This is a genomic window from Micromonospora sicca (assembly GCF_003172935.1).
GTDB lineage: Bacteria > Actinomycetota > Actinomycetes > Mycobacteriales > Micromonosporaceae > Micromonospora > Micromonospora sicca.
Window position 1 is genome coordinate 20261 of the sequence record NZ_QGKS01000075.1, and the last position, 23630, is coordinate 43890.

A 23630-nucleotide genomic window follows, 5' to 3' on the forward strand; every position below is an offset into this window, starting at 1 on the left:
ACGCTTAGCGTCCCGGTGGTGACCGTCACCCCCCAGGCCAGCGGTACCGCGTCGGAGCGGGCCGGGCTGCACGTGACGTACGACGGCCGCGTCCATCCGGCGGAGGAGATCGCCCGGGGCGCGGCGTACGAGCTGTTCAGCGCGGACGAGGCGCCCGGTTTCGAGTGGGCGCCCCGGCCCGGCGCCACCCACCCCTGGCGGAAGTTTGTCCACGTCACCGAGGTGACGGCGGTGCACGGGGGGACCGAGCCGACCGAGGAGGCGGACTCGCCGCTGCTGATGCCGGTGCACCGGGAGCGGGGCTGGGCGCAGGTGCACCAGCTCAGCCAGCAGCCGGCCGCGGCCGGCGACCCGGTGCTCGCGGCGGTCCGCGCCTCGGCGGTGATCCGGCCCGGCACCCGGATGGTCAAGGTGCTCTCCGCCCGCCAGCTCGGCGGGTACGTGCGGGGCTGGCTGCCGCACGGCTTCTGCTACCGGGAGCACGACGTCGCGCACCTGCGGACGCCGGCCGGGATGGCCGTGCTGCGGGGTGACGGCGAGGGCGGCCGGGACGGCACCGACGTGGCGTACGCGCTGCGCTGGCGGGCCGCCGGCCCGGAGGACTACGACGTGCCGGTCGGCGCGGCGCACCGGGGGCTGACCGCGCTGCCGCCCCGGGACCGGCTCGGGCCGCCGGTGCTGGGCACCGGGTTCGTGCCGAGCAACGCCCAGCTCATCCCGGAGTTCATCACCCGGGACTTCGCGGACCTGCCGATGCCGGCCAACGCCACCCTGCTCGCCTACCCTGCGGAGGGGGTGGAGGTGGTGCTCTACACCTATCAGGCGGAGCAGCGCGGCTGGCTGCGCATGGTCGGCCCGCAGTGGCGGCACCTGCTCGCCGCGGTGCCCGGCCTCTCCCCCGACCAGGAGTACGTACCGACCGGCGACGCCCCGCGCTCCACCCAGCTCGTCGGCGCCCATGCCGGGGGCGAGTACGAGGCGGTGTCCGACCAGCCCGGCGGGTTCCGGGTGCTGGCGATGACCCGGGCGGCCCGCTACCCGGTGGAGGCGGCGGCCCGCCGGCTGCGGCACGCGAGCTGGCGGGGGGTGCCCTGCCTGGTGCTCCGGGAGGAGGCGGGCTGGCTGCGGTTGCGGCTGTGCCGGCCGGATGCGGACCCGGTGGCGACGACCGGGGCACAGTGCCACGAACGGGGCGTCTACGAGACCTGGGGGCCGGGCGCGGAGGTGGCCGACGACCGGGTGGTGGACCTGCCGTACCCGGTGGCATAACGGAGGGCGGCCCGGGAATGCGCGGCACGTCCGAGACGCCGCGCATCAGGAGACGACCATGCCCTTCATCACCGTGGGGACGGAGAATTCCGCCCCCATCGACCTGTACTACGAGGACCATGGCTCCGGGCAGCCGGTGGTGCTGATCCACGGCTTCCCGTTCAGCGGGGCGACCTGGGAGAAGATGAGCGGTCCCCTGCTGGCTGCGGGCTACCGGGTGATCACGTACGACCGGCGGGGGTTCGGCGCCTCGGCCCAGCCGGCGATGGGCTACGACTACGACACCTTCACCGCCGACCTCGACGTGCTGATGACCGAGCTGGACCTGCGCAACGCGATCCTGGTCGGCCACTCCATGGGTACCGGTGAGGTGACCCGCTACCTGGGGGCGTACGGCTCGAACCGGGTGGACCGGGCGGTGCTGATGGCCCCGTTGGCGCCGTTCCTGCTGAAGACCGGGGACAATCCCGAGGGTGTCGAGAAGAGCCTGTTCGACGGTTTCCAGAAGGCGATCATCGCCGACCGGTTCGCCTTCCTGACCCAGTTCTGCGACACGTTCTTCAACTACAGCGAGAACAAGGGCAAGTGGGTGAGCGAGGAGGCGTACCGGGCGCACTGGCAGATCGGGGCGCACGCGTCGGCGAAGGGCACCCACGACTCGGTGGACGCCTGGCTGACCGACTTCCGGGGCGACCTGTCGAAGATCAACGTCCCGGTGCTGATCATCCAGGGCGACAAGGACAACGTGCTGCCGTACCCGAAGACCGGTCAGCGGTTGCAGAACATGCTGTCCGACGTCCGGCTGGTCACCCTGAAGGGGGCGCCGCACGGCACGCCGTGGACGCACCCGACGGAGGTCAACCAGGCGATCATGGAGTTCATCGGCGCGCCGCAGATGGCTCGCGCCTGACCCGCCACCGGCATGGCCGCGGCCCCCGGGTTTCTCGGGGGCCGCGGCCGTGGTCGGTTCGGGCTCAGCCGGCGAGCCGGGCCAGCTCCTCGTCGACGATGGACGGGTCGAGCTTGCGGAAGACGGGCTTCGGCGGGGCGAGGTGCCGGCCCGCCTCCAGCGGTACCGACTCCCAGCGCGCGCCGATGGTGTAGTCGCCGGTCAGCACCGGATACGACGGCCCCCCGTCGAGGTCGTCGACCTGCTCGATCACCGGCATCGGGGCGTGCACGCCGGTGCCGCCGAGCAGTTCGTGGATCTGCTGCGCGGAGTGCGGCAGGAACGGGGTGAGCAGCGTGTTGGCGTCGCTGACCACCTGGAGGGCGACGTGCAGGATGGTGCCCATCCGCGGCTTGTCCGCCTCGCCCTTGAGCTTCCACGGGGCCTGCTCGGAGAGATACCGGTTCGCCTCGGCGACCACCTTCATCGCCTCGCCGATGGCCTGCTTCTGCCGGTGCTTGGCGATCAGGTCGCCGACGACGGCGAAGCCGGCCCGGGCGGTGGCGAGCAGCGCCTCGTCGGCCTCGGTGAGCCCGGCCGGGTCGATCGGCGGGATGGCGCCGAAGTTCTTCGCCGCCATCGAGACGGACCGGTTGACCAGGTTGCCCCAGCCGGCGACCAGCTCGTCGTTGTTGCGGCGGAGGAACTCGGCCCAGGTGAAGTCGGTGTCGTTGCTCTCCGGGCCGGCGACGGCGATGAAGTAGCGCAGCGCGTCGGCGTCGTACCGCTCGAGGAAGTCCCGGACGTAGATGACGACCTTGCGGGACGAGGAGAACTTCCGCCCCTCCATGGTGAGGAACTCGCTGGAGACCACCTCGGTGGGGAGGTTGAGCCGGCCGAGCTGGCCCGGCTCGCCGTCCCGGCTGCCCTCGCCGGAGTAGCCGCTGAGCAGCGCCGGCCAGATCACCGAGTGGAAGACGATGTTGTCCTTGCCCATGAAGTAGTAGGCCAGGGCGTCCTTGCCCTCCCCGTCGGTCGACCACCACTTCCGCCAGGCCTCCGGGTCGCCGGAGCGGCGGGCCCACTCGATGGAGGCGGACAGGTAGCCGATCACCGCGTCGAACCAGACGTAGATCCGTTTGTCGGTGCGGTCCCGCCAGCCGTCCAGCGGGATCGGCACGCCCCACTCCAGGTCGCGGGTGATGGCCCGGGGCTGGAGGTCGTCGAGCAGGTTCCGGGAGAAGCGCAGCACGTTGGGGCGCCAGCCCTCCCGGGTGTCCAGCCACTGCCGCAGCGCGTCGGCGAGGGCGGGCAGGTCCAGGAAGAAGTGCTCGGTCTCGACGAACTTCGGGGTCTCCCCGTTGATCTTCGACCTGGGGTTGATCAGGTCGATCGGGTCGAGCTGGTTGCCGCAGTTGTCGCACTGGTCGCCGCGGGCGCTGTCGTACCCGCAGATCGGGCAGGTGCCCTCGATGTACCGGTCGGGCAGGGTCCGGCCGGTGGACGGGGAGATCGCCCCCATGGTGGTCTTCGGGACGATGTAGCCGTTGCGGTACATCCCCTCGAACAGGTCCTGCACCACCGCGTAGTGGTTGCGGGTGGTGGTGCGGGTGAACAGGTCGTAGGACAGACCGAGGCCGTGCAGGTCCTCGACGATCACCCGGTTGTACCGGTCGGCCAGCTCGCGCGGGGTGACGCCCTCGGCGTCGGCCTGCACCTGGATCGGCGTGCCGTGCTCGTCGGTGCCGGAGACCATGAGCACGTCGTGACCGGCCATCCGCATGTACCGGGCGAAGACGTCGGAGGGAACGCCGAATCCGGATACGTGGCCGATGTGGCGCGGGCCGTTGGCGTAGGGCCAGGCGACCGCGGCGAGAACGTGACTCATGACCAGCAAGCCTAGTGACCGTCACGGGGTGGCGGCGAATCAATAGGGGCCCCGGGGTGGCGGCGGCCGGTCCGGGACGCCGACACCCCGTCCGATTTGTCGCCGACACGCGGCCTGAGCTGCCCGGTCGCCTCGCCGTACCAGTGTCAAATGAACGTCGTGACCAGCAGACCAGCGGCCCCGGAGCAGGACGGACCGTCCTCCGGGCCGGCGGCCGGCGACGAGCGGCGCCCGGCCCGCGCCGGGTCCGTCGCCCCGCAGCCCCGGGCGGTCCCGGTCGAGCCGGCCGAGCCGACCGAGGCGCCCGCCACCGTGGAGCCGACCACCGGGGCGCCGGTGGACGCCGTCCCGCGCCGGGTCCCGGTCCGCCAGCCGGGCCGCGGGCACTGGCGCCAGCCCGTCACCGGTACGCCGGGCGACGGCGACGCCGGCTGGCGACCGATCGAGGAGGTGCACTGGGACGGCACGCCGCTGCGCGAGGAGCCGCGCCGGCGCCGGTCGGTGCGGGATCGGCTGGCCGTCCGGCGCGCCACCCCCCGCCGCACCCACCCACCGGACCCGCTGCCGGCGCTGGCCGCGCTGCTGGCGCTGAGCCTGCTGGCCACCTTCTTCGCCTGGGTCAGCGCCGGGCCGCTCTGGCTGGCGGTCGGCCATTCCACGGGGGGCACCGTGGTGATCGCCGACTGCACCGGCGGCGGGCTGACCCAGCGCTGCCGGGGGATCTTCCTCGCCGATGGGGGCCGGTTCGTCGCGCACGGGGTCCGGGTCAGCGGGGTGCCCGCCGAGCGCACCGGCACCGGCACGGCGCTGCCGGCGCGGATGATCCGGGCCGACGGCGGCACCGCGTACGCGGACACCGGGTCCGGCCGGCACCTGCGCTGGCTGCTCGGCCTGCTGCTGGTGCTGGCCTGCGGCGCCGGGATCGCCCGGTGGACCGGCGCGACCCGGCTACGGGACCCGCGGCGACGCCACTGGGCGGTCGGGGTGTCGCTGACCGGGCCGCTGCTGATCACCCTGGGCTTCCTCGCGGCCGCCTGGTGACCGGTGTCGGTCAGCCGTGCACGACGCCGTAGACCTCGCGGCGCCGCAACCCGTACTCGGTCGCGACCTCGGTGATGGCGTCCCGCCGGGACAGCCCGGCGGACTCCCGCTCGGCGACCGCCGCGCGGAGCGTGTCGTCGTCGGGCCGGACCGCGGCGGCGGGCGGCGCGCCGGCCACCACCAGGGTGATCTCGCCCCGGGGCTCGCCCTCGGCGGCCCAGTCGGCCAGCTCGCCCAGCGGCCGGCGGACCACCTCCTCGTACGTCTTGGTCAGCTCCCGGCAGAGCGCGGCGGGCCGGTCGGGGCCGAAGGCGGCGGCCAGGTCGGCCAGGGCGGCGGTGATCCGGTGCGGGGCCTCGAAGAGCACCAGGGTGCGTTCCTCGGCGGCCAGGGCCCGCAGCCGGGACCGGCGGGCGCCCGGTGAGCGGGGCAGGAAGCCCTCGAAGCAGAACCGGTCGCTGGGCAGCCCGGACAGCGCCAGGGCGGTGGTCACCGCGCTGGGCCCGGGGGCGGCGGTGACCGGGACGCCGGCGTCGAGCGCGCCCCGGACCAGCCGGTACCCGGGGTCGGAGACGCTGGGCATGCCGCCGTCGGTGACCAGGGCGACCACGTACCCGGCGGTGAGCACCTCGACCAGTTCCGGGGTACGCCGCTCCTCGTTCCCCTCGAAGTAGGAGACGATCCGGCCGGGGACCGTGACGGCCAGGTCCCGGGCGAGCCGGGTGAGCCGCCGGGTGTCCTCGGCGGCGACCACGTCGGCGGTGGCGAGCACCTCGCGGAACCGGGCCGAGGCGTCGGCCGGGTTGCCCAGCGGCGCGCCGAGCAGAATCAGCCGCCCAATCTCGGACACTTCACCCACGAATGGCACTCCTTCATCGACGGCGGTACCAATCTCGGAAACGACAGGCACCACCGGGCACCTTCGCAGCCTACGATCGCCGGGTGACGAGTGCGTCGACAGCACAGAGCGTGATCGCGGGCCGGTCCGAGCCGGGCCGGACGACGACCGGCCACCCCGCCGCCGGCCCGGCCGACGAGTCCGCGGCGACGGGTGGGCGCGGCGTCCCGGCGATCGTCCGGCGGCGGCTCGCCACCGTCGACGCCCGGCTCGACGGGCACGCCTGGCTGGCCACCGGGGTGGTCGTGCTGATCGCGGCGATCCTCCGGTTCGTCGGCCTGAGCGGCCCCAACGGCAAGATCTTCGACGAGATCTACTACGCCCGCGACGCGTACGGCCTGATCGACCGGGGCGTCGAGTGGAACTACAAGGACAACGGCCCGTCGTACGTGGTGCACCCCCCGCTGGGGAAGTGGCTGATCGGGTTCGGCGAGTGGGCCTTCGGCTACCAGGACGCCGAGACGAAGATCTCCGTCCCGGGGCACCTGATGACCACCGCCCCCGAGTTCGGCTGGCGCTTCGCGGCGGCCGTCGCGGGAACGCTGTCGGTGCTGCTGCTGGTCCGGATCGGCCGGCGGCTGTTCCGGTCCACCACGCTGGGCTGCGCGGCCGGCCTGCTGCTCGGCCTGGACGGCTTCCACCTGGTGCTCTCCCGCACCGCCCTGCTCGACATCTTCCTGCTGCTCTTCGTGCTGGCCGCGTTCGGCGCCCTGGTGCTGGACCGGGACGCCCGGCGGCGCCGCTGGGCCCGCGCGCTGGACGAGGGGCTGGACCCGTCCCGCCCGGGGCGGGCCGGCCGGCCACCGGCGGGCTGGCGGAACTGGCCGTGGTGGCGGCTGCTCGCCGGGGTGCTGCTCGGCTGCGCCTGCTCGGTCAAGTGGAGCGGCATCTACTTCCTGCCGGCCTTCGCGCTGCTGGTGATCTTCTGGGAGGTCGGGGTCCGTCGCTCCGCCGGGGTACGCCGCCCGTGGCGGGACGCGCTCCTCGACGAGCTGCCCTGGCTGCTGGCAGCCGGCGTGCTGATGGTCGCCACCTACCTGGTCACCTGGTCCGGCTGGCTGCTCGGTGACGAGGGCTACTACCGCCTGGCCAGCCGTTACCCGAACACCCCCGGCCTGAGCGACGCCCCGGTCATCGGCCCGCTGATCAACCTGTGGGAGTACCACCGGGCCGCGTACGGCTTCCACACCCAGCTCGACGACCCGCACAAGTACCAGTCCTGGCCGTGGCAGTGGCTGCTGCTGGGCCGGCCGGTCGCCTTCTACTGGTCGGGTGAGGGGGCCTGCGGCGCGCCGAGCTGCGCCTCGGAGATCCTGCTGCTGGGCACCCCGCTGCTCTGGTGGTCGTTCCTGCCGGCGCTGGTGGCGACGGTCTGGCTCGGGGCGGCCCGCCGGGACTGGCGGGCCGGGGCGATCCTGCTCTGCGTGGGCGCCGGCCTGCTGCCCTGGTTCTGGTTCGCCCTGGACGGGCGGACGATGTTCTCCTTCTACGCCGCGCCGGCGCTGCCGTTCCTGGTGCTGGCGGTGGTCTACGTGCTCGGCGCGATCATCTCGCCGGCCGGATCGACCGTCGAGCCCGCGGCGGAGGAGGTCTCCGACCGGCGGCTGGTCGGCGGGATCATCGCCGGCGCGTACGTGCTGCTCGTCGCGCTCTGCTTCGCGTACTTCTATCCGATCTTCGTCGGCCGGCTGCTGCCGTACGCGGACTGGTCGGCCCGGATGTGGCTGGACGGTCGCTGGATCTGAGGCCCGAGCGGCGCGGCCCGCACAGCCGCCGCAGCGGACCGGGCACAGAGAAGCGCGCCCCGATCGCCTGCCACGGGGGAAGCGGGCGATTGGGGCGCGCATGAAGAGCTTAACCACACTCCAGCACGTTCACAACGGCTGGAGTTGGGTCAGATTTCCGACGGATGCACCAGGGGCCGAATGGTTCACATCCGGCAGCTGACCGTGGGTGATCCGACAGGAACCTTCCGAATTCGTCGGGTACGGAGGGCACCTCCATCAGGTCGGGCGGCGACGGTCGCCGCGGCGGCCCGACCCGGATGATCATCTAAAGTGGATCTCACTACACTTCGCCCGGTGATCAACAAGAGACGATCGGCGGCCGTCCTGTTGGGACTGCTGGCCGCGACCGCGCTGATCGGTCCGGCGCCCGCCACGGCCGACGACGAGACCACCGAGCCCCCGGCCGAGCCGCCCAAGGTCGAGCTGGTGCTCGACGTCAGCGGCTCGATGCGGGCCCGGGACATCGACGGGCGCAGCCGGATCTCGGTCGCCCAGCAGGCGTTCAACGAGGTGGTCGACGCGCTGCCGGACGAGACCCAGCTCGGCATCCGGGTGCTCGGCGCGACCTACCGGGGCAAGGACAAGAAGCAGGGCTGCCAGGACACCCAGCAGATCGTGCCGGTCGGCCCGGTCGACCGGGCCCAGGCGAAGGCGGCGGTGGCCACGCTGCGGCCGACCGGCTTCACCCCGGTGGGGCTCGCGCTCCGCTCCGCCGCCCAGGACCTCGGCGTCGGCGCCACCGCCCGCCGGATCGTGCTGATCACCGACGGGGAGGACACCTGCGCCCCGCCGGACCCGTGCGAGGTGGCCCGGGAACTGGCCGCGCAGGGCACCCGGCTGGTGGTCGACACCCTCGGCCTGGCCCCCGACGACAAGGTACGCCGGCAACTGCTCTGCATCGCCGGAGCGACCGGCGGGACGTACACGGCGGCGCAGAGCGCGGACGAGCTGACCGGCCGGATCAAGCAACTGGTGGACCGGGCCCGGGACACCTACACGGCCACCCCGACGGTGGTCGGCGGCGCGGCGGAGTGCGAGACCGCCCCGCTGCTCGCCCCCGGCGTCTACACCGACCGGGAGGCGTTCTCCGAGCACCGCTGGTACCGGGTGCCGGTGCGGGCCGGACAGGAGCTGCGGGCGTCGGTCAGCGTGGCGCTGGACCGGCCGGTCAACCCGGACTACGGGGTGCTGCTGCGGGCCACCGCGCCGGACGGCCGGGAAATCGTCCGGGGCGTGGACGCCGGCAGCGGACGCACCGACGTCATCTCCGCCGGCCTGCGCTGGTCGGCGGCGGAGGAGGCCCCGGCGCCCACGCCCGAGCCGACCGGTACGCAACCCGCGCAAACGGTCTGCCTGGTGGTCAGCAACGCCTTCGCACCCCGCCCCGGCACCGAGGCCACGCCCGGCATGCCGATGGAGCTGACCGTCGACGTGGTCGCCTCGTCCCCCGCCCCGGACGGTCCGGACCTGGGCCGCGGCTGGACCCTGCTGCTCCTGCTCACCCTGGCCGGGCTGCTCACCGGGCTGGTCGCCGGGCTGCTCACCCGCTGGTGGGTCGCCACCTGGAGGGAGAACTGAGGATGCGTACCCTGCTCAGGTCCGCCGCGGCGCTGGTCGCCGCCGGACTGACCCTCGCACCGGCCGCCGCCTCGGCCGCCCCCACGCCCACCCCCTCGCCCGGCGCGGCGACAGTCACCAAGGCCGGCACGTCCTTCCTCACCGCCACCGCGATCACCGCCGGCCAGCCGGTCCGGGTCGGCGCCTCGACCGGTGACCACCTCTACTGGGCCTTCCCGGCCGAGGCCGGGCAGGTCCACGAGGTCAGCGCCACGGTCACCTTCCCGAAGGGCCGCAGCGGCAGCTCCACCTGGACGGTCGACGTGTTCGACGGGCTGCGCCGCCGGCAGGCCTGCACGGCCGGGGCCCAGACCCCGACCGTGGCCGCGGCGGCGACCAGCGTGACCCTCGGCTGCACGCTGCGCCGGGTCCGGCCGTGGGCCGAACCGTGGTCCGCCGACCCGCTGCCGGGCACCTACTACGTCCGGCTCTCCGTGGTCGACCTGCCGGAGCCGGATCTGGGCCTGCCGATCGACGTGGACCTGCTGGTCGCGGCGGACGGCGAGGGCGGCGCGTCCGACGACGACGGGGAACTGGCGGCGCCGCTGGTGCCGAACAACCGCGCCGGGACGGTGCTGACCACCGAGCCGACCGCCGAGCCCGTGGCGGAGGACGAGAGCAGCCTCACCGGCTGGCTCCCCGAGCCCGGTTCACGCTGGGTCTGGACCACGGCCGGCGGCATCCTCGCCGCGGTGGCCGGGGTGGTCGGCTTCGCCCTGACGCGGCGGCCCCGCCGCCGGTGAACCGCCCGTGGTGGCCGTTCCGCCGCTCCGGGGCGGCCACCACGTGGAGGAGGTCAGGCGGTCCGCGGATTCCGCGGCACCCACCCGATGAACCGGTCCTGAAGGGACGAGACCGGCGCGGCGCGCAGGTCCTGGCTGGCGGCGGCGAGGCACGATCCGAGATAGACACTCAGCGAGGCCCGGTCGACCCGGTACTCGTCGAGCAGCCGGGTCCGCTTGGTGTGGCAGGGCCAGTCGTCACCGCAGGTGCCACAGGTCCAGTCGGGAGTCACCGGAGTGTGCTCGCCCGGCTGCGGTCCGGATTCGTCCCCACCTGTCATCCCATATCCCCTCGGTTCGCCCGGACAACCCGGCCGGCACCCGACTCGGCGCCGCCGTCGAATGTGGATCTCGGCCCCCCCGGTGACGCCCGAACAGCGCCACGCAACTCTCCGGCGTTACATCACTGCGGTACGTTCACCGGTCATGGCCCCGGTGGAGGTGACCCGCCGGTGCCGACCGACCGGCTCCGGCGCCGAGATGGCGCGGCTGCGGTCGTACCTGAAGGAGGTGGGTGGTGCGTGACCTGCTGCCGCCGGCGGTCGCGGTGGCCGTGGCCGGTCCCGACGACTGGGCCGGCGACCTGCTCCCCGCCGAGCTGACCTGCCTGTCCGACCGCGCGGTGCCGAGCCGCCGGCGCGACTTCACCGCGGGCCGGGTCTGCGCCCGGCGGGCGCTGGCCGCGCTCGGGCTGCCGGCGGCGCCGGTGCCCGCGGCGCCCGACCGGTCCCCGGTCTGGCCGGCCGGCGTGGTCGGCGCCATCACCCACACCCACGGCTACTGCGCGGCGGCCGCGGCCCGGTCCGGCGAGATCCGGTCGGTCGGCCTGGACGCCGAGCGGCACCGCGAGCTCAATGCCGGGGTACGCCGGATGATCTGCCTGCCCGAGGAGGAGGCGGGCCTCGCCGGGCTGCCCACCGGGGTGTCCTGGCCGGCGGTGGTGTTCAGCGCCAAGGAGACCGTCTACAAGCTCTGGCACCCGGTCGTCGGCACCTGGCTGGACTTCCACGACGCCCGGGTGACCCTCGACCCGGACGCCGGGACGTTCACCGCCCGCATCGCGCCGGCCCGGCTCCACGCCGCCCCGGTCGCCGACCCGCCGGCGCTGGTCACCGGGCGGTTCAGCGTCGACGCCGACCTGGTCCGCACCGCCGCGGTGCTGCCGCTGTCCTGAGGCCGTGGCGGGTGGCTTGTCCGTCACCGGTACCGTCGGTGCACTGAAGATCTTCGAAGGCGCCCCTAGGAGTACGGTGAGCCACCCTCAGCCTCCGTTCGGACCGCAGGACCCGAACCAGCAGCCGGCGGAACCGCCGACGCAGGCATTCCCCACCGAGCCGATGCCGCCGGTGCCGAGCGCCCCGTACCCGCCGACCGCGCCCCAGCCGCCCGTCTCGGGCACGCCGTACCCGCCGCCGGCCGCCCCGCAGCCCCCGGTCCCGGGCGCGCCGTACCCACCGGTTTCCGGTGGCGCGACGTACCCGCCGCCGGTGCCGGGCGGATATCCGCCCCCGGTGTCGGGCGCCGGGTATCCGCCTCCCGTGTCGGGCGCCGGCTATCCGCCGCCGGTCTCGGGCGCCGGGTACCCGCCGAGCGGGCCGTACCCGCCGGCCCCGGGCCAGCCGTTCGGCGCGCCGCCGGGCGCCGCGCCCCGGTCGAAGAAGAAGGTCTGGGTGACCCTCGGCATCGTGGCCGCGGTACTCCTCCTGCTCTGCTGCGGCGGCGGCATCTTGGCGATCTACGCCGGCGCGAAGAAGGTGGAGAAGGCCGCCGAGAGCCTGCCCACCCCGGCGGTGACCAACGCGCCGGCCGAGCCGTCGTCCGGCGCCGCGGACCCGACGCCCGACGCCGACCAGACCACCGGCGAGACGTTCAACATGGAGCCGGGCGACACGCTGGTCATCGAGGACGAGGACGGCACGATCCAGCTCACCGTGGACAACTTCCGCACCTCCGCGAAGGCCTGCAAGACGTATATGCCCGGGCCGGACGAGGGCATGTACCTGATCGCGGACGTCACCGCGCAGGTCACCAAGGGCACGGGCTCGTTCAACCCGTTCTTCTTCCGCTGGGTCGGCGCCGACGGGACGGAGGCCAGCGGGATGGGCGGCGCGCTCTCCGGCTGCGGGAAGCTGCTCCCCGCGGGCAACGACCTCCCGGCCGGCAGCAAGCGGACCGGTCAGCTGATCTTCGACGTGAAGGACAAGAACGGCGCCGTGGAGTACCAGCACCGGCTGAAGACGGCGGGCTCCTGGAAGCCGTAGCGCTCCCGGCACGCGGGGGTCGGTCTCAACCGGGGAGCGGCCCCCTCGTCGTGGCGGTCAGTCCGTGCGGCCGAAGGCGCCGATCCGGGCGTGGAACAGGGCCGGTCGGCGATGACATCTACGATCTGGACCGCGACGGCGACGGGATCGCCTGCGACTGACGGCGGGGTGCCGGCCGGGTGCGCCAGGGCGTTGACCGGCCGGCACGAGCCGACAGGCGGAGCCAGGACCTCAGCGGGTGACGTCGTGCACGTGGTGCTCGATGTCGTGCAGGAAGTAGACCGCGAAGGTGCGCACCGTGAACACCGAGCCGTTGCTGCGCCGGCCCGGCCGCTCCCACTGGTCCGCCCGGACGGCGTCGAACGCCGCCGCCGTCGCCTCCGCCTCCGCGGCCAACTGATCGGCAACCACGGCCGGGGTCTGGTGGAAGTAGTCCTCCTCGACGGCGGTCGCGTCCTGGTCCCAGTTGGCGAAGACCGGGTCGTCCTCCCGCAGCATCAGCTCCAGCCGCTCCCGGAAGATCCGGCAGGTGTCGCGGACGTGGCAGGCGTACTCCACCGGGGACCAGACCGTCGGCTCCGGGCGCACTGCGGCGTCGCTGCGGGCCAGGGCGGCCCGCCAGGTCGGGATCGCGGCGCGCAGGCGCTCACCGGTCGATGCGACGTCCTGCGGGGAGAAGCCGCACTCCGCGCAGCCCTCGGTGATGACGAAGGTCCAGTCGGCGGTCTCCGGGGTGATGGCAGGTGGCTGCTGCATGAGCGGAGTCTGCCATCCCGCGCTGGCGGGTCGCCGACCCGTGGCTGACCTCCCCTCACCGAGGCTGCCCGCACCACCCCGAACGCTAAGGTGCACTCTCGGCCGAGCGGCGGAGGACAAGATGGACAACCGAACGGATCCGATCGAGATCATCGCCCGGGTGTCAGAGCAGGACGGCAAGCAGCGTGCCTTCGAGGTGTGGCTCTACAAGGCCAACAAGGAAGGCTGGTCGGTAGCGGTGGAGTCGACCTCGGTGGAGGCACCGGGCGACGAGTGCGGAGTCGTCGACATCGAGGGTCTGAGATCCAGATCCGCCACGCGAGGCGAGTCCGGCAACACGTCGCCATCGTGCCCGCCGGGCAGCATCTGATCGCTGCCGCTGTCAAGCTTTCCTTGGGCGAGTCGGACGGCTTCTCCTGGATATCGGAGTTCGTGCACGCGGCTTGGGCTGAGCCAGTCATCGACGATGACTAGAGACCACGCTCGCCGCAGAGGGACGGACACGGCGGCACCAGCCGCCTGGGATCCATCGACATGCACCGCCAGTAGCAGCCGCAGGTCGAGACCGTCCGGCCGCGGGTCACCCAGGAACGGGACAACGAGCCGGGCGACTCGCCCCAGCCCACGGCCTCGGCGCCCGGCGGCCCCCGGCGGCGGTTTCCGACCCTGGTCGCGGTCATCCTGGTCCCCGTCCTGGCCGTTAATCCCTCGCCGGAGCGGGTGCCCGCAATTACCGTCGGGCCCATGAACCAGGTCACCGAGGCAGAACTGCGTGCGTCCTTCGTCAACTGCACTCGGGGCGAGCGGGCTCGGATCGCACTGCCCGGGCCGCTCGCCACGGTTGACTTCGACCGCCTCGATTTCCTCGGCTGGCGCGATCCCAAGGCACCCGACCGCGCTTGCCTGGTCACCCAGTCCGGCGATCGTCTGGTCGGCATCGTGCTGAGGGCGGCGGCGAAGTCGGCGAAGTCGCTCACGAAGAGCACGATGTGCTCGCTGTGCATGACCCTGCACGCCTCCTCGGGCGTCGCGCTCTTCTCGGCACCGCTCGCTGGGGCGGCCGGCCGCAACGGCAACAGCGTCGGCACCTACATGTGCGCCGACCTGCAATGCTCGCTCTACGTACGTGGGCTGCGAAAGTCAGATGCGATCGGGCGGATGAACGAGACCATCGACCAGGCCGAGCGCGTCGACCGACTCCGTCGGCAGGTCGGCCTGTTCATCGACAACGTGCTCGCGTCGAACCTGGTGTGAGGGCCATGCTGTCGGCGTTGCTGTCAGTCGGCCCAGCACGGGTCTTGATGTTCCGGCATCCCCCGGTGGGGTTGGCGGCCCGGCCGGGATCGAAACCGGCGACGTCCCAACTCACGTGGCAGCTACTTCTCCGGGGTGCCCGGACCAACCTCGCCACGCTCCAGGTGCTCGGCGTTGCGGTCGGCTTCGCTGTGTGCGTGCGCAGCCGCGGCGCCCGGGTCGGTGGTTCGGCGTCCCTCGGCATCCTGATACACCTCGCCGGTCTCGAGCGCTTGCTCCTCCTGCCGCCGATTCTCAGGGGTTGTCATGACCACCCCATTACCCTGCACTTGTATCAGCAAACGACCGCACCGGCGACAACATCAGGCTCAAGCAGCAACACCCGCAACGACATCTTGAAGCGGGCGGTGACGGCTACCAGCAAGGCCCTCCCTCGCAGCGCCGCCCTTCACCTTCGCCGTTACTTGGACCAGCCGCACCGCGGCCGATCGTCGCTGCTCGAAGACTTCCTGTTCGGGAGCTGACCAGGGGTTTTCACCCACCGGCCGGCGGGGACGCTGGTCGGGAGGGCGGACGGCGCCCCCGTCCGCCGACACGACAGGGAGTCGACATGAGCTTCGAGAGGGCGAACGACAAGGTCGAGCAAGTGGCCGGCCCGGCCAGGGCGCGAATGGGCGACATGAACCAGGACGAGCGGTCGCAGGCGGAGCGGGCGATGCGTCGGGATGAGGCCGAGGGCAAGCAGCCCGGCGAGCACGTCCAGGAGGACGCTAGGAACACGAGGGACAACTTCACCAGCTGACCCGGCACGACCCGCCGGCCCCGGCCTGCGTGCCGGGGGCGGTGCGGTACTCCGCCGCTGTGCAAGATCGACAAAGGCCGTCTCCGACTAGCGGAAACGGCCTTTGACCTTGGGTGGAGCTGAGGGGATTTGAACCCCTGACCCCCTCGATGCGAACGAGGTGCGCTACCGGTCTGCGCCACAGCCCCTCCGCCGGCGAACCGGCGTCGGTCCCACCCGGCTTTCACCGGGCGGGCCGGCGACAAGGCTAACAGGTCGAGCACCTCGACCGCGAATCGCCCCTCCTGCGACCCAGCCTTGATCCACTCGGCAGACGGGAGGTTGCGGTGTCCGAGGCGGGCCGGGATGCCGGAACGTCCCGCAAACAGAGTCGATCAACCGGAGGCGGCCGGGTCAGGCCGAGTGGGAGCCTCGGCCGGACTGGTAGGGGCGGCCGCGGAGGCCGCCGGTGCGGCGGTAGGAGACCGAGCCGCCGGCCGCGGCGGCCGGGAGGTCGGCGGGGCGGTCCAGGCCCATCGCCGTACGCCGGACCGCCTCGCGTTGGGCGGCCAGGCGGCGCTGGGCCTCCCGGCGGGCGGCGGGGCGGCGGGCCTGCTCGCGGCGCACCTCGGCCTGCCGGGCGGCCAGCCAGGCCGCCTCCCGGGCCTCCGCGCGCCGCCGCCGGCGCTCGGCGAGGGCGCGCTGCCGCAGGTGTACGACGTACGCCACCAGCAGCATCCCGGTGACCGAGACGCTGATCCAGAACCCGGGGCTGACCACGACCACGCCGATCAACTCGACGAAGTTGAGCAGCAGCAGCGCGGCGAGCACCCGGCGGCGACGGTAGATCGCCGGGGTGTGGTGGCGCCGCTTCGGCGGGTGCCGTCGGCGGGACCGGTTCGGGGCGGGCGGCACCGCGCGCAGCCGGTTCGGGCGACGCGGGCCGGGCGGCGCGGACACCGGGGCGGCCAGACTCCCGGTGTTCGGATCTTCACTGAGCGTGACAATCAGGGAGCGGGGCGGGCTGACCGGGCGCCGTCCCGGCACAGTGCGGCGCCGCCGGCGGCGCTGGAGCACCCGCGCCGTCGACTGCGCCCGCTCCGCCACCAGCCGCTCGGTGGCGTCGTACCGGCGGACCAGCGCCGGCGCGAGGGCGAGCAGGCCGGCGGCGGCGAGGACGGCGAGGAGCACCGAGGTCGGCACCCTCACCCCTCCCGTCACCGAGTTCGGAGCAACCGCCGCTCGGCCGCAGAATCTTCCCCGGATGGTTGTCCACGGCGCAGATCTTGCGGGCGGGCAGCGCTTGCCAAAGCTTGCAGTTACTTGAGGTTACGGGCCGCCGACCGGGTTGACCGTGCGCCGCGCCGGGCGTCGGGGGTGGGACCCTTCACCCCGCGCTGTCACGTACGCGGTGCCAGCGGGCCAGCAGCCCGCCCTCGGCGGCAACTTCCTCGTTGGTCATCGCGTATCCGATGTGGTCCCGCCAGGCGCCGTCGATGTGCATGTAGCGCACGTGGTAGGCCTCCTCGCGGAAGCCGAGTTTCTCCACCACCCGCCGGGACGGCCGGTTCTCCGGCCGGATGTTCACCTCGACCCGGTGCAGTCCGCCCGGGCCGAACGCGTGGTCCACGGCGAGCGCCACCGCGGTGGGGATCACCCCGCGACCGGCCACTCGGGAGTCCACCCAGTAGCCGACGTACCCGGAGCAGAACGCCCGCCGGACGATGCTGCCGATGTTGAGGTGGCCGACCAACCGCTCCTTCCCCTGCTCGCGCAGGCAGACGGCGAACGGCATGCCGTCACCGGTACGAGCCGAGCGGCGCTGGTCGGCGTGGACGTAACGGAACGCGGCGGGCGAGTTCGACTCGTCCCAGCTCCCGGGCAGGTGCGACTCCCAAGGGGACAGCCAGGCCCGGTTGGCGCGGCGCACCTCCGACCAGGCGGCCGCGTCGGAGCGCCGGTACGGCCGCAGCACCACCGGACCGTCCACCAGCACCGCCGGCCAGCCGGGCGGCCGCTGGAACCAGCTCACCGAGCCTGCCTTCCGCGCACGGCTGCGGGGCTCGCGAGCTCACTCCTCGCGCTCACCGACGCCGGTCCAACAGGAGCACGTCCACAGTCGAGCCGGCGGCGGCGGTGGTGACCCGCTCACCGAGCACCAGCAGCCCGTTCGCCTCGGCGAGGCCGGAAAGGGTGAACGGTCCCCCGCTGAGCGGCTGCACCGTGTACCCGCCGCCGCGCCGCTCGGCCACATGCGCCGGGCGGAACTCGCGCAGCCCCACCGGGGAGGAGAGGGTCTCCAGCAGGTGCGCCCGGACGCTGGGCCGGAACACCGGCTCCGCGCCGGCCAGCAGCTGGATCGCCGGCCGGGCCAACACCTCGAAGCCGATCAGCGCCGCGCCGGGCTCCCCGGGAAGACACACCACCGGCACCTCCTCGGCGCCGACCGTACCGAATCCGAGGGCCGTTCCGGGATAGAGGGCGACGTCGGTGAAGGTCACCGGTCCGGCCCGACCGCCCTCCCGGCGGGACAGGATCCGGCGGACCATGTCGCCCGGGCCGGTGCCGGTGCCGCCGGTGGTGATGATCAGGTCGGCCCGCAGCGTCTGGTCCTCCAGCAGGCCGCGCAGCCCCTCCGGGTCGTCGTCGCAGATCCCCACCCGGTACGCCAGCGCGCCCGCCTCGGCGGCGGCGGCGGTCAGCGCGTGCGAGTTGGCGTCCACCACCTGGCCGGGCTGGCTGCCCCGGCCCACGTCGACCAGCTCGTCGCCGGTGGCCACGATGACCACCCGGGGGCTCGGCCGGACCACCACGTGCCCGATGCCGGTGGCGGCGAAGACGGCGACCAGCGCCGGCGAGACGTACGTGCCGGCGCGGGCGAGCAGTGTGCCGGCGGGCAGTTCCTCACCGGCGCGGCGGACGCCGTACCCCCGTTTGGGGGCGCGGAAGATCTCCACCGCGGCCATGCCCTGGTCGGTCCACTCCACCGGGACCACCACGTCCGCGGCGATGGGCAGCGGCGCCCCGGCGGCGACGGAGAAGCACGAGCCCGGGGTGAGCCGGACCGGCCGCCAGCTCGCCGCGCCGAGGTCGCCGACCACGTTCAGCCGGATGCTGCGCCCACCGGGCGTACCGGAGGGGGCCGGGACATATCCCGGCCCCCGGCTCCCTCCGGAGATGTCCTCCCAGCGCGCGGCGTACCCGTCCACCGCCGCCTGATCGAAGGCGGGGAACGAGTGCGGCGCGACGACGTCCTCGGCGAGGACATTGCCGTACGCCTGGGTGAGGTCGAGGTCGAGCGGAGGCAGCGCGCGTAACCTGCGCAGCACGCTGCCCAGGTAGTCGGCGAGCGGCGTCAACCCGTTCGCGGCCGCCTCGGCGTCGGCCGTCGCGGTCATGTATTGGGACCGCCCGACGCGTTGCGCACCCCGCTCAGGATCGCCGAGGTGACGGTCTCGTCGCCCTTGTTGACGAACTCGGCCAGCCACTTGCGGAACTCGGGGCCCAGGTCCTCCCGCTCGACGGCGATCTGGACCACGGTCTGCAGGTAGCCGAGCGGCATGCCGGTGTCGTAGCGGGTACCCCGGTAGACGATGGCGTGCACCGGCACCCCCTCGGTACGCAGCAGCTCCATCGCGTCGGTCAGCTGGATCTCGCCGCCGCTGCCCGGCTCGGTCCGACGGATCGCGTCGAAGATCTTCCCCGGCAGCACGTACCGGCCGAGGACGGCCAGGTTGCTCGGCGCGTCCTCCGGCTTCGGCTTCTCCACCATGCCGGTCACCTTGACGACCTCGCCGATGTCGGTCAGCTCGGCCTCCGCCGGCTCGACCGAGGCGATCCCGTACCGCTTGGTGTCGGCCGGGTCGACCTCGAAGAACGCCAGCACGACGCCGCCGGTGCGGGCCTGCAGCTCCAGCATGGCCGGCAGCAGCGGCTGGTCGAGCTTGACGAACTCGTCGCCGAGCAGCACCGCGAAGGGCTGGTCGCCGACGTGCGACTCGGCGTACCCGACGGCGTGGCCGAGGCCGAGCTGCTCGGGTTGGCGGCAGGTGTAGATCTCGGCCAGCTCGCTGGGGCGGCGTACGGCGGCGAGCGTCTTGGCGTCGCCCTTCTCCTCGAGCTTGGCCTCCAGGTCCGGGCGGCTGTCGAAATGGTCCACCATCGACGTCTTGCCCCGGCCGGTGATCAGCAGGACGTCGCCGATGCCGGCCTGGGTGGCCTCCTCGACGATGTACTGCAGCACCGGCCGGTCGACCACCGGCAGCAGCTCCTTCGGCACCGCCTTGGTGGCCGGCAGGAACCGGGTGGCCAGGCCGGCGGCCGGAATGACGGCCTTGACCGCGTGCGGACGACCGGTCGCGGCGGTCGTTGAGGGATTCGCTGAGTGCTCCGACATGTCGCGAGACTATCGGCCACGGCTCTGCCGCGGCGGGTGAGGACCGGAAGACGCGCCGCCCGGGGGCCCGGCCGCGGCGTCCACGGCACCGGCCCGGGGCAGTCCGTCTGGCGGGCTGACCGCCCCGGCCACCACCGGGATCTCCTGGGTGGGCGTCGGGTCCGGCGGCTGGGCCAGCCGGTAGCCGTCCCGGCCGGCGGCCTTGGCCGCGTACAGCGCGTCGTCCGCCGCGTCCAGCACCTGCTGGCCGGTGGCGGCGTGGTCGGGGTAGACGGCGATGCCGATGGAGACGGTCACCGGCACCAGCACCGGCTCGCCCGAGTGCCCGTCCACCGGGACCGGGCTGCCCCGGACCACCGCGCCGAGCCGCTCCGCGACGATGGCCGCGCCCCGGGCGTCGGTCTCCGGCAGCAGCACCACGAACTCCTCGCCGCCGTGCCGGAAGGCCAGGTCCACCTCGCGGATCTCCCCGCGTACCCGGCGGGCGAACTCCACCAGGACGGCGTCCCCGGCGGCGTGGCCCCAGGTGTCGTTGACGTCCTTGAACCGGTCCAGGTCCAGCGCCAGGACGCTGAGCATCCGGCCGAACCGGTTGGCCCGCTCCACCTCCCGGCGGATCGACTCGCGCAGGTAGCGGTAGTTCCACAGCCCGGTGAGCGGGTCGGTGAGCGACAGCCGCTGCGCCTCCTCGTGCACCCGCACGTTGTCCACCGCGACCGCGGCGTGCCCGGCCAAGGTGCGCAGCGTCTCCAGGTCGTCGTCGTCGAACTCGTCGGCGCCCACCCGGTCGTAGAGGGCCAGCACCCCGAGCGTCCCGCCGGCCGCGCCGCCGCCGTCCGCGTCGGCCGGCGGGTGTCCCGGCCGGTCGGGGCCGCCGCGCCCGCCCAGCTCCGCCGCCCCGGGCGCGGCGAAGGGCACCGCGATGTACGTCTCGCAGAGCGGCTCCCCGGTCGGCGCGGTCGCGGGCTCCCATCGGCCGCGCAGCGGCTCCCCGGTGGCGACCACCGCGCCGACGACTCCCGCGCCGACCGGCACCCGCAGCGTCGCCGCGTCCGTCGGGTCCGCCGCCGGCCAGCGTCCCTCCAGCCCCTCGGCGCACTGCCCGACCAGCACACCACCGGCGTCGAGCAGCAGCACCGCCCCGGCCCGGGCGCCGGTCGCCGCGATCGCGCTGTGCAGGATCACCCGCAGGATGCGTTGCAGGTCGTGGGTGCTGGCCAGGGTGTCGCCGAGCACCGCGAGGTGTCCGCGCAGCTGGTCCCGGCTGCTGGTCAGGGCGGTCACGTAGGTGCCGGTCTCCCGGGTCATCCGGTTGAAGGCGAGGGCCAGCCGGCCGATCTCGTCCCGGCTGCGCACCGGGACCCGCGTGTTCAAGTCGCCGTGGGCCACCCGGTCCACCGCGCCGGCCAGCTCCACCAGCGGCCGGGTGGTGACCCGGGCCAGCCGCCCGGCGGCCAGCACCGCCAGCAGCGCGGCCAGCACCACCGCGGCGACCAGCGAGGCGTAGAGGCCGGGTGGGCGTTCACCCGGGACGGAGAGCACCAGCGGCAGCGGCTGCCCCGGGGCGGGGCCGGCCCGGCGGACGTACCGGCCGTCGGCGGTCTCGGTGACCCGGTCCCCGTCGACCCGGTCGGCGGCGGCGAGCACCGCCGGGCGTACCCCCCGGTTCTCGGTGGTGTGGGTGACTCGGACGGGCCCGGCCGCGTGGTCGAGCAGGGTGACCGCGACGCCGGTCACCGCGGCGAGCCGCGCGACGAACGCCGGGTCGACGGGTTGGGCGGCGGCGACCGTGCCCAGGTCGGCGCCGGCGGGGTCGCGGAGCTGGACCCGGGCGGCGAGCGCGCGGACCGGCCCGGCGGCCGGCGGGTCGCCGGAGCAGTCCTGCCAGGGCCCGTCCGGCCCGCCCGGCGTGACGTAGGTGGTCCGGCCGGCGGTGTCGGTGACCCGGACGGCGGCGGCCAGGCCGCGGCCGACCACCTGGGTGGCCGCGCCGGGCCGCGCGGCGGGGTCGGCGACCAGCGCGACCGCGTCGGCCGCCGCGCGCAACTGCTGGCACAGCGCGTCCACGGAGGTACGCACCCCGGCTGCGGCCAGCCCGAGCCGCTCGGTGGAGCGGCCCCGGTCCACGGCCGACATGGTCGAGCCGACGAAGAACGCGCCGAGCAGGACGGGGCCGAGCACCACCGCGAGGAAGGCCGCCGTCAATCGCCCGCGTAGCGTCAAGCTTCCCCCCGGAAGTTCCGCGCCCGATGCTGCGATGCTGACACAGAGCGACGGGGAGGCAAGCGTTGCGTCAGGAGTGTTGCGTGCCGGAATTTTCTGATGGAGCGGATGTGACGCATGGGGCGAAGCGGGACATGCGGATCGCACTTCTCGCCCACCGCCGGTCGCTGACCGCCGCCCGGCGCGCGGAAGCGGCGGCGCGCGTGCAGGCCGAGCTGGTCTCCCTGGTACGCCGGCTGCGTCCGGCCCGGATGACCGCGTACGTCCCGGTCGCCTCGGAACCGGGCGGCCCGGACCTGCCGGCGGTGCTGCGGGCGGCGCTGGAGCCGGCGGCCGAGCTGCTGCTGCCGGTGCTCCGCGACGACCTGGACCTGGACTGGGCGGCGTACACGGACCCGGAGTCGCTGGTGGCGGCCGGGCGTGGGCTGCGTGAGCCCGTCGGACCCCGGCTGGGGCGGTCCGCGGTGGCCGACGCCGGGTTGGTGGTCGTTCCGGCCCTCGCGGTGGACCACCGGGGGCTGCGGCTGGGCCGCGGCGGCGGCTCGTACGACCGGGCGCTGGCCCGGGTGCCCGTGACGACCGTCACGGTGGCGCTGCTGCACGACGGGGAGCTGGTGGCGAGCGTCCCCGCCCAGCCGCACGACCGGCCGGTACGCGCCGTGATCACGCCCGCCGACGGGCTGCGTACCCTTGCGGAGGCACCCGGTGTGGGACCGCCCGCTTCCGCTGGACGAACCCGGGCCCGATGACGCACCATTGGCACTCGAATACGTCGAGTGCCAACCGGCCGTGCCAGATCCGGAGGAGAACGTGCCCACGTACCAGTACGCCTGCACCGCGTGCGGCCACCAGCTCGAGGCGGTGCAGTCCTTCTCTGACGAGCCGCTGACCGAGTGCCCCGCGTGTGAGGGGCGGCTGCGCAAGGTCTTCAACTCGGTCGGCATCGTCTTCAAGGGCCCGGGCTTCTACCGCACCGACTCGCGTTCGTCGGGCTCGGACACCCCGGCGGGCACCCCGAGCAAGCCGGCGAAGTCGGAGTCCACCTCCGGCGGCGACTCCGGCTCCTCGAGCAGTTCCTCGACCAGCACGTCGAACGGCTCGTCCAGCTCGACCAGCGGCGGAACCACCAAGACCCCGGCCGCCAGCACCTCCAGCTCCTCGTCCTGACCCAGCTGTCTCGCCTGGCCCGCGTCCGTCGGTCCGCTGGCTCGCTCAGGCCCGTGGGTGGCACGCTGGCACGCTGGCTCGCGTCCGGGCGATGATCCATTCAAGGACGCCAACGTGGGGGTCTACCAAGTCCAGCTGACTCCCCCATATCGGCGATCCGGAGTCGATCATGCGCTTAACCGGCCGATCCGCTTCGGCTGTCACCGGCGTCGAGGGCGGCGGCCCGGCTCGCCGAGCCGGTCGACCGTCCGCTCGGCGCCGGCCCCACGAAGCCGCTCGCCTGTAACACATGGCCTGCCGCGGGTTGTCCATGCTGAGAGCTTGTCCCGCCCCGTTCGGACAGGCGGGCCGGTTGTCCAAAGGCGGGCTGGCGCTCGCCTGCCTCCAGGGTCTCCTGCTCCTACCCTGCTGACCGGTCACTGGCTGGATGGCGGCACCGGAACGGCCGAGACGGGAAGGCGCTGGCGTGACGGCCAGCGAGGGCTGTCGAGTGTTCCCGGCTGGTGTGTGTTGGTGGCCTTGGAGGAGTGGCTTGGGGTGTGGGTGGTGCGTCGTGAGGGGGGTGGTCGGCGGCGCGCTGTGGCTGTCTCTTATACACATCTCCGAGCCCACGAGACGCCC

At 73.7% G+C, this 23630-nt stretch carries 23 protein-coding genes and 1 tRNA gene; 13 read left to right on the plus strand and 11 right to left on the minus strand.

Annotation, left to right across the window (positions count from 1 at the left end):
* Window positions 1–18: 18 nt before the first annotated feature.
* Window positions 19–1269: a hypothetical protein gene (locus DKT69_RS02255; RefSeq protein WP_109799954.1), complete on the plus strand. Its 1251-nt coding sequence runs from the start codon at window positions 19–21 to the stop codon at window positions 1267–1269.
* 58 nt (window positions 1270–1327) lie between these two features.
* Window positions 1328–2179, plus strand: coding sequence for an alpha/beta fold hydrolase (locus DKT69_RS02260; protein ID WP_109799940.1), 852 nt, complete (start codon window positions 1328–1330; stop codon window positions 2177–2179).
* 64 nt (window positions 2180–2243) lie between these two features.
* Here DKT69_RS02260 and metG read toward each other — a convergent pair whose 3' ends face one another.
* A complete protein-coding gene (gene metG, locus DKT69_RS02265; protein ID WP_109799955.1) occupies window positions 2244–4046 on the minus strand; it encodes a methionine--tRNA ligase in 1803 nt (600 codons plus the stop codon).
* A 150-nt stretch (window positions 4047–4196) separates the two neighbouring features.
* On the opposite strand from metG, the gene DKT69_RS02270 reads away from it, so the two are divergent.
* The gene (locus DKT69_RS02270) at window positions 4197–5087 is read left to right on the plus strand and encodes a hypothetical protein (RefSeq protein WP_236647288.1); all 891 of its coding nucleotides are present in this window, start codon (window positions 4197–4199) and stop codon (window positions 5085–5087) included.
* A gap of 10 nt (window positions 5088–5097) precedes the next feature.
* On the opposite strand, the gene rsmI is transcribed toward DKT69_RS02270, so the two are convergent.
* Complete coding sequence (rsmI, locus tag DKT69_RS02275) at window positions 5098–5946, minus strand: 16S rRNA (cytidine(1402)-2'-O)-methyltransferase (RefSeq protein WP_109799941.1); 849 nt, start codon at window positions 5944–5946, stop codon at window positions 5098–5100.
* A gap of 83 nt (window positions 5947–6029) precedes the next feature.
* Here rsmI and DKT69_RS02280 point away from each other — a divergent pair, with 83 nt between their 5' ends.
* The 3 genes from DKT69_RS02280 (at window position 6030) to DKT69_RS02290 (ending at window position 10132) form a co-directional block, all read left to right on the plus strand.
* Window positions 6030–7730: a dolichyl-phosphate-mannose--protein mannosyltransferase gene (locus DKT69_RS02280; protein WP_438361794.1), complete on the plus strand. Its 1701-nt coding sequence runs from the start codon at window positions 6030–6032 to the stop codon at window positions 7728–7730.
* A gap of 336 nt (window positions 7731–8066) precedes the next feature.
* Complete coding sequence (locus tag DKT69_RS02285) at window positions 8067–9350, plus strand: VWA domain-containing protein (RefSeq protein ID WP_109799942.1); 1284 nt, start codon at window positions 8067–8069, stop codon at window positions 9348–9350.
* A gap of 2 nt (window positions 9351–9352) precedes the next feature.
* Window positions 9353–10132, plus strand: a complete 780-nt coding sequence (locus DKT69_RS02290) for a peptidase (protein ID WP_109799943.1) — start codon at window positions 9353–9355, stop codon at window positions 10130–10132.
* Between the two features lie 53 nt (window positions 10133–10185).
* Here the strand turns inward: DKT69_RS02290 and DKT69_RS02295 are convergent, their stop codons facing one another.
* Window positions 10186–10452 (minus strand): hypothetical protein, encoded by a 267-nt coding sequence (locus DKT69_RS02295; protein ID WP_109799944.1) that lies wholly within the window; start codon window positions 10450–10452, stop codon window positions 10186–10188.
* Window positions 10453–10688: 236 nt separating this feature from the next.
* On the opposite strand from DKT69_RS02295, the gene DKT69_RS02300 reads away from it, so the two are divergent.
* Together DKT69_RS02300 and DKT69_RS02305 are read left to right on the plus strand one after the other, a co-directional pair.
* A complete protein-coding gene (locus DKT69_RS02300) occupies window positions 10689–11345 on the plus strand; it encodes a 4'-phosphopantetheinyl transferase family protein (protein ID WP_109799958.1) in 657 nt (218 codons plus the stop codon).
* A 76-nt stretch (window positions 11346–11421) separates the two neighbouring features.
* The gene (locus DKT69_RS02305) at window positions 11422–12432 is read left to right on the plus strand and encodes a DUF4352 domain-containing protein (RefSeq protein ID WP_109799945.1); all 1011 of its coding nucleotides are present in this window, start codon (window positions 11422–11424) and stop codon (window positions 12430–12432) included.
* 231 nt (window positions 12433–12663) lie between these two features.
* Here DKT69_RS02305 and DKT69_RS02310 read toward each other — a convergent pair whose 3' ends face one another.
* The gene (locus tag DKT69_RS02310) at window positions 12664–13188 is read right to left on the minus strand and encodes a DinB family protein (RefSeq protein ID WP_109799946.1); all 525 of its coding nucleotides are present in this window, start codon (window positions 13186–13188) and stop codon (window positions 12664–12666) included.
* 121 nt (window positions 13189–13309) lie between these two features.
* Here DKT69_RS02310 and DKT69_RS02315 point away from each other — a divergent pair, with 121 nt between their 5' ends.
* Window positions 13310–13558: a hypothetical protein gene (locus DKT69_RS02315; RefSeq protein ID WP_236647289.1), complete on the plus strand. Its 249-nt coding sequence runs from the start codon at window positions 13310–13312 to the stop codon at window positions 13556–13558.
* Between the two features lie 374 nt (window positions 13559–13932).
* Entirely contained in the window at window positions 13933–14442 is a 510-nt protein-coding gene (locus tag DKT69_RS02320; RefSeq protein WP_109799947.1) for an FBP domain-containing protein, read from the plus strand.
* Window positions 14443–14564: 122 nt separating this feature from the next.
* On the opposite strand, the gene DKT69_RS02325 is transcribed toward DKT69_RS02320, so the two are convergent.
* The gene (locus DKT69_RS02325) at window positions 14565–14750 is read right to left on the minus strand and encodes a ribonuclease (RefSeq protein WP_109799959.1); all 186 of its coding nucleotides are present in this window, start codon (window positions 14748–14750) and stop codon (window positions 14565–14567) included.
* Between the two features lie 302 nt (window positions 14751–15052).
* Here DKT69_RS02325 and DKT69_RS02330 point away from each other — a divergent pair, with 302 nt between their 5' ends.
* On the plus strand, window positions 15053–15244 hold the full coding sequence (locus DKT69_RS02330) for a general stress protein CsbD (protein ID WP_109799948.1): 192 nt from the start codon (window positions 15053–15055) through the stop codon (window positions 15242–15244).
* Window positions 15245–15358: 114 nt separating this feature from the next.
* Here the strand turns inward: DKT69_RS02330 and DKT69_RS02335 are convergent.
* The 6 genes from DKT69_RS02335 to DKT69_RS02360 all read right to left on the minus strand — a co-directional run bounded on the left by DKT69_RS02335 (window position 15359) and on the right by DKT69_RS02360 (window position 21842).
* Window positions 15359–15432, minus strand: a tRNA-Ala gene (locus DKT69_RS02335).
* 205 nt (window positions 15433–15637) lie between these two features.
* Window positions 15638–16432, minus strand: a complete 795-nt coding sequence (gene sepX, locus DKT69_RS02340) for a divisome protein SepX/GlpR (RefSeq protein WP_201749449.1) — start codon at window positions 16430–16432, stop codon at window positions 15638–15640.
* Between the two features lie 178 nt (window positions 16433–16610).
* Complete coding sequence (locus tag DKT69_RS02345) at window positions 16611–17219, minus strand: GNAT family N-acetyltransferase (protein WP_201749451.1); 609 nt, start codon at window positions 17217–17219, stop codon at window positions 16611–16613.
* Between the two features lie 88 nt (window positions 17220–17307).
* Window positions 17308–18621 carry a molybdopterin molybdotransferase MoeA gene (locus tag DKT69_RS02350; protein ID WP_109799951.1) on the minus strand — a complete coding sequence of 438 codons (1314 nt, stop codon included), beginning with the start codon at window positions 18619–18621 and terminating at the stop codon, window positions 17308–17310.
* Window positions 18618–19619, minus strand: a complete 1002-nt coding sequence (locus DKT69_RS02355) for a UTP--glucose-1-phosphate uridylyltransferase (RefSeq protein WP_109799952.1) — start codon at window positions 19617–19619, stop codon at window positions 18618–18620. The genes DKT69_RS02350 and DKT69_RS02355 overlap by 4 nt, the downstream gene beginning before the upstream one ends.
* A gap of 9 nt (window positions 19620–19628) precedes the next feature.
* The gene (locus DKT69_RS02360) at window positions 19629–21842 is read right to left on the minus strand and encodes a GGDEF domain-containing protein (RefSeq protein ID WP_201749450.1); all 2214 of its coding nucleotides are present in this window, start codon (window positions 21840–21842) and stop codon (window positions 19629–19631) included.
* An 83-nt stretch (window positions 21843–21925) separates the two neighbouring features.
* Here DKT69_RS02360 and DKT69_RS02365 point away from each other — a divergent pair, with 83 nt between their 5' ends.
* Together DKT69_RS02365 and DKT69_RS02370 are read left to right on the plus strand one after the other, a co-directional pair.
* The gene (locus tag DKT69_RS02365) at window positions 21926–22591 is read left to right on the plus strand and encodes a 5-formyltetrahydrofolate cyclo-ligase (protein WP_109799953.1); all 666 of its coding nucleotides are present in this window, start codon (window positions 21926–21928) and stop codon (window positions 22589–22591) included.
* 40 nt (window positions 22592–22631) lie between these two features.
* Entirely contained in the window at window positions 22632–23009 is a 378-nt protein-coding gene (locus DKT69_RS02370; protein ID WP_236647290.1) for an FmdB family zinc ribbon protein, read from the plus strand.
* Window positions 23010–23630 lie beyond the last annotated feature (621 nt).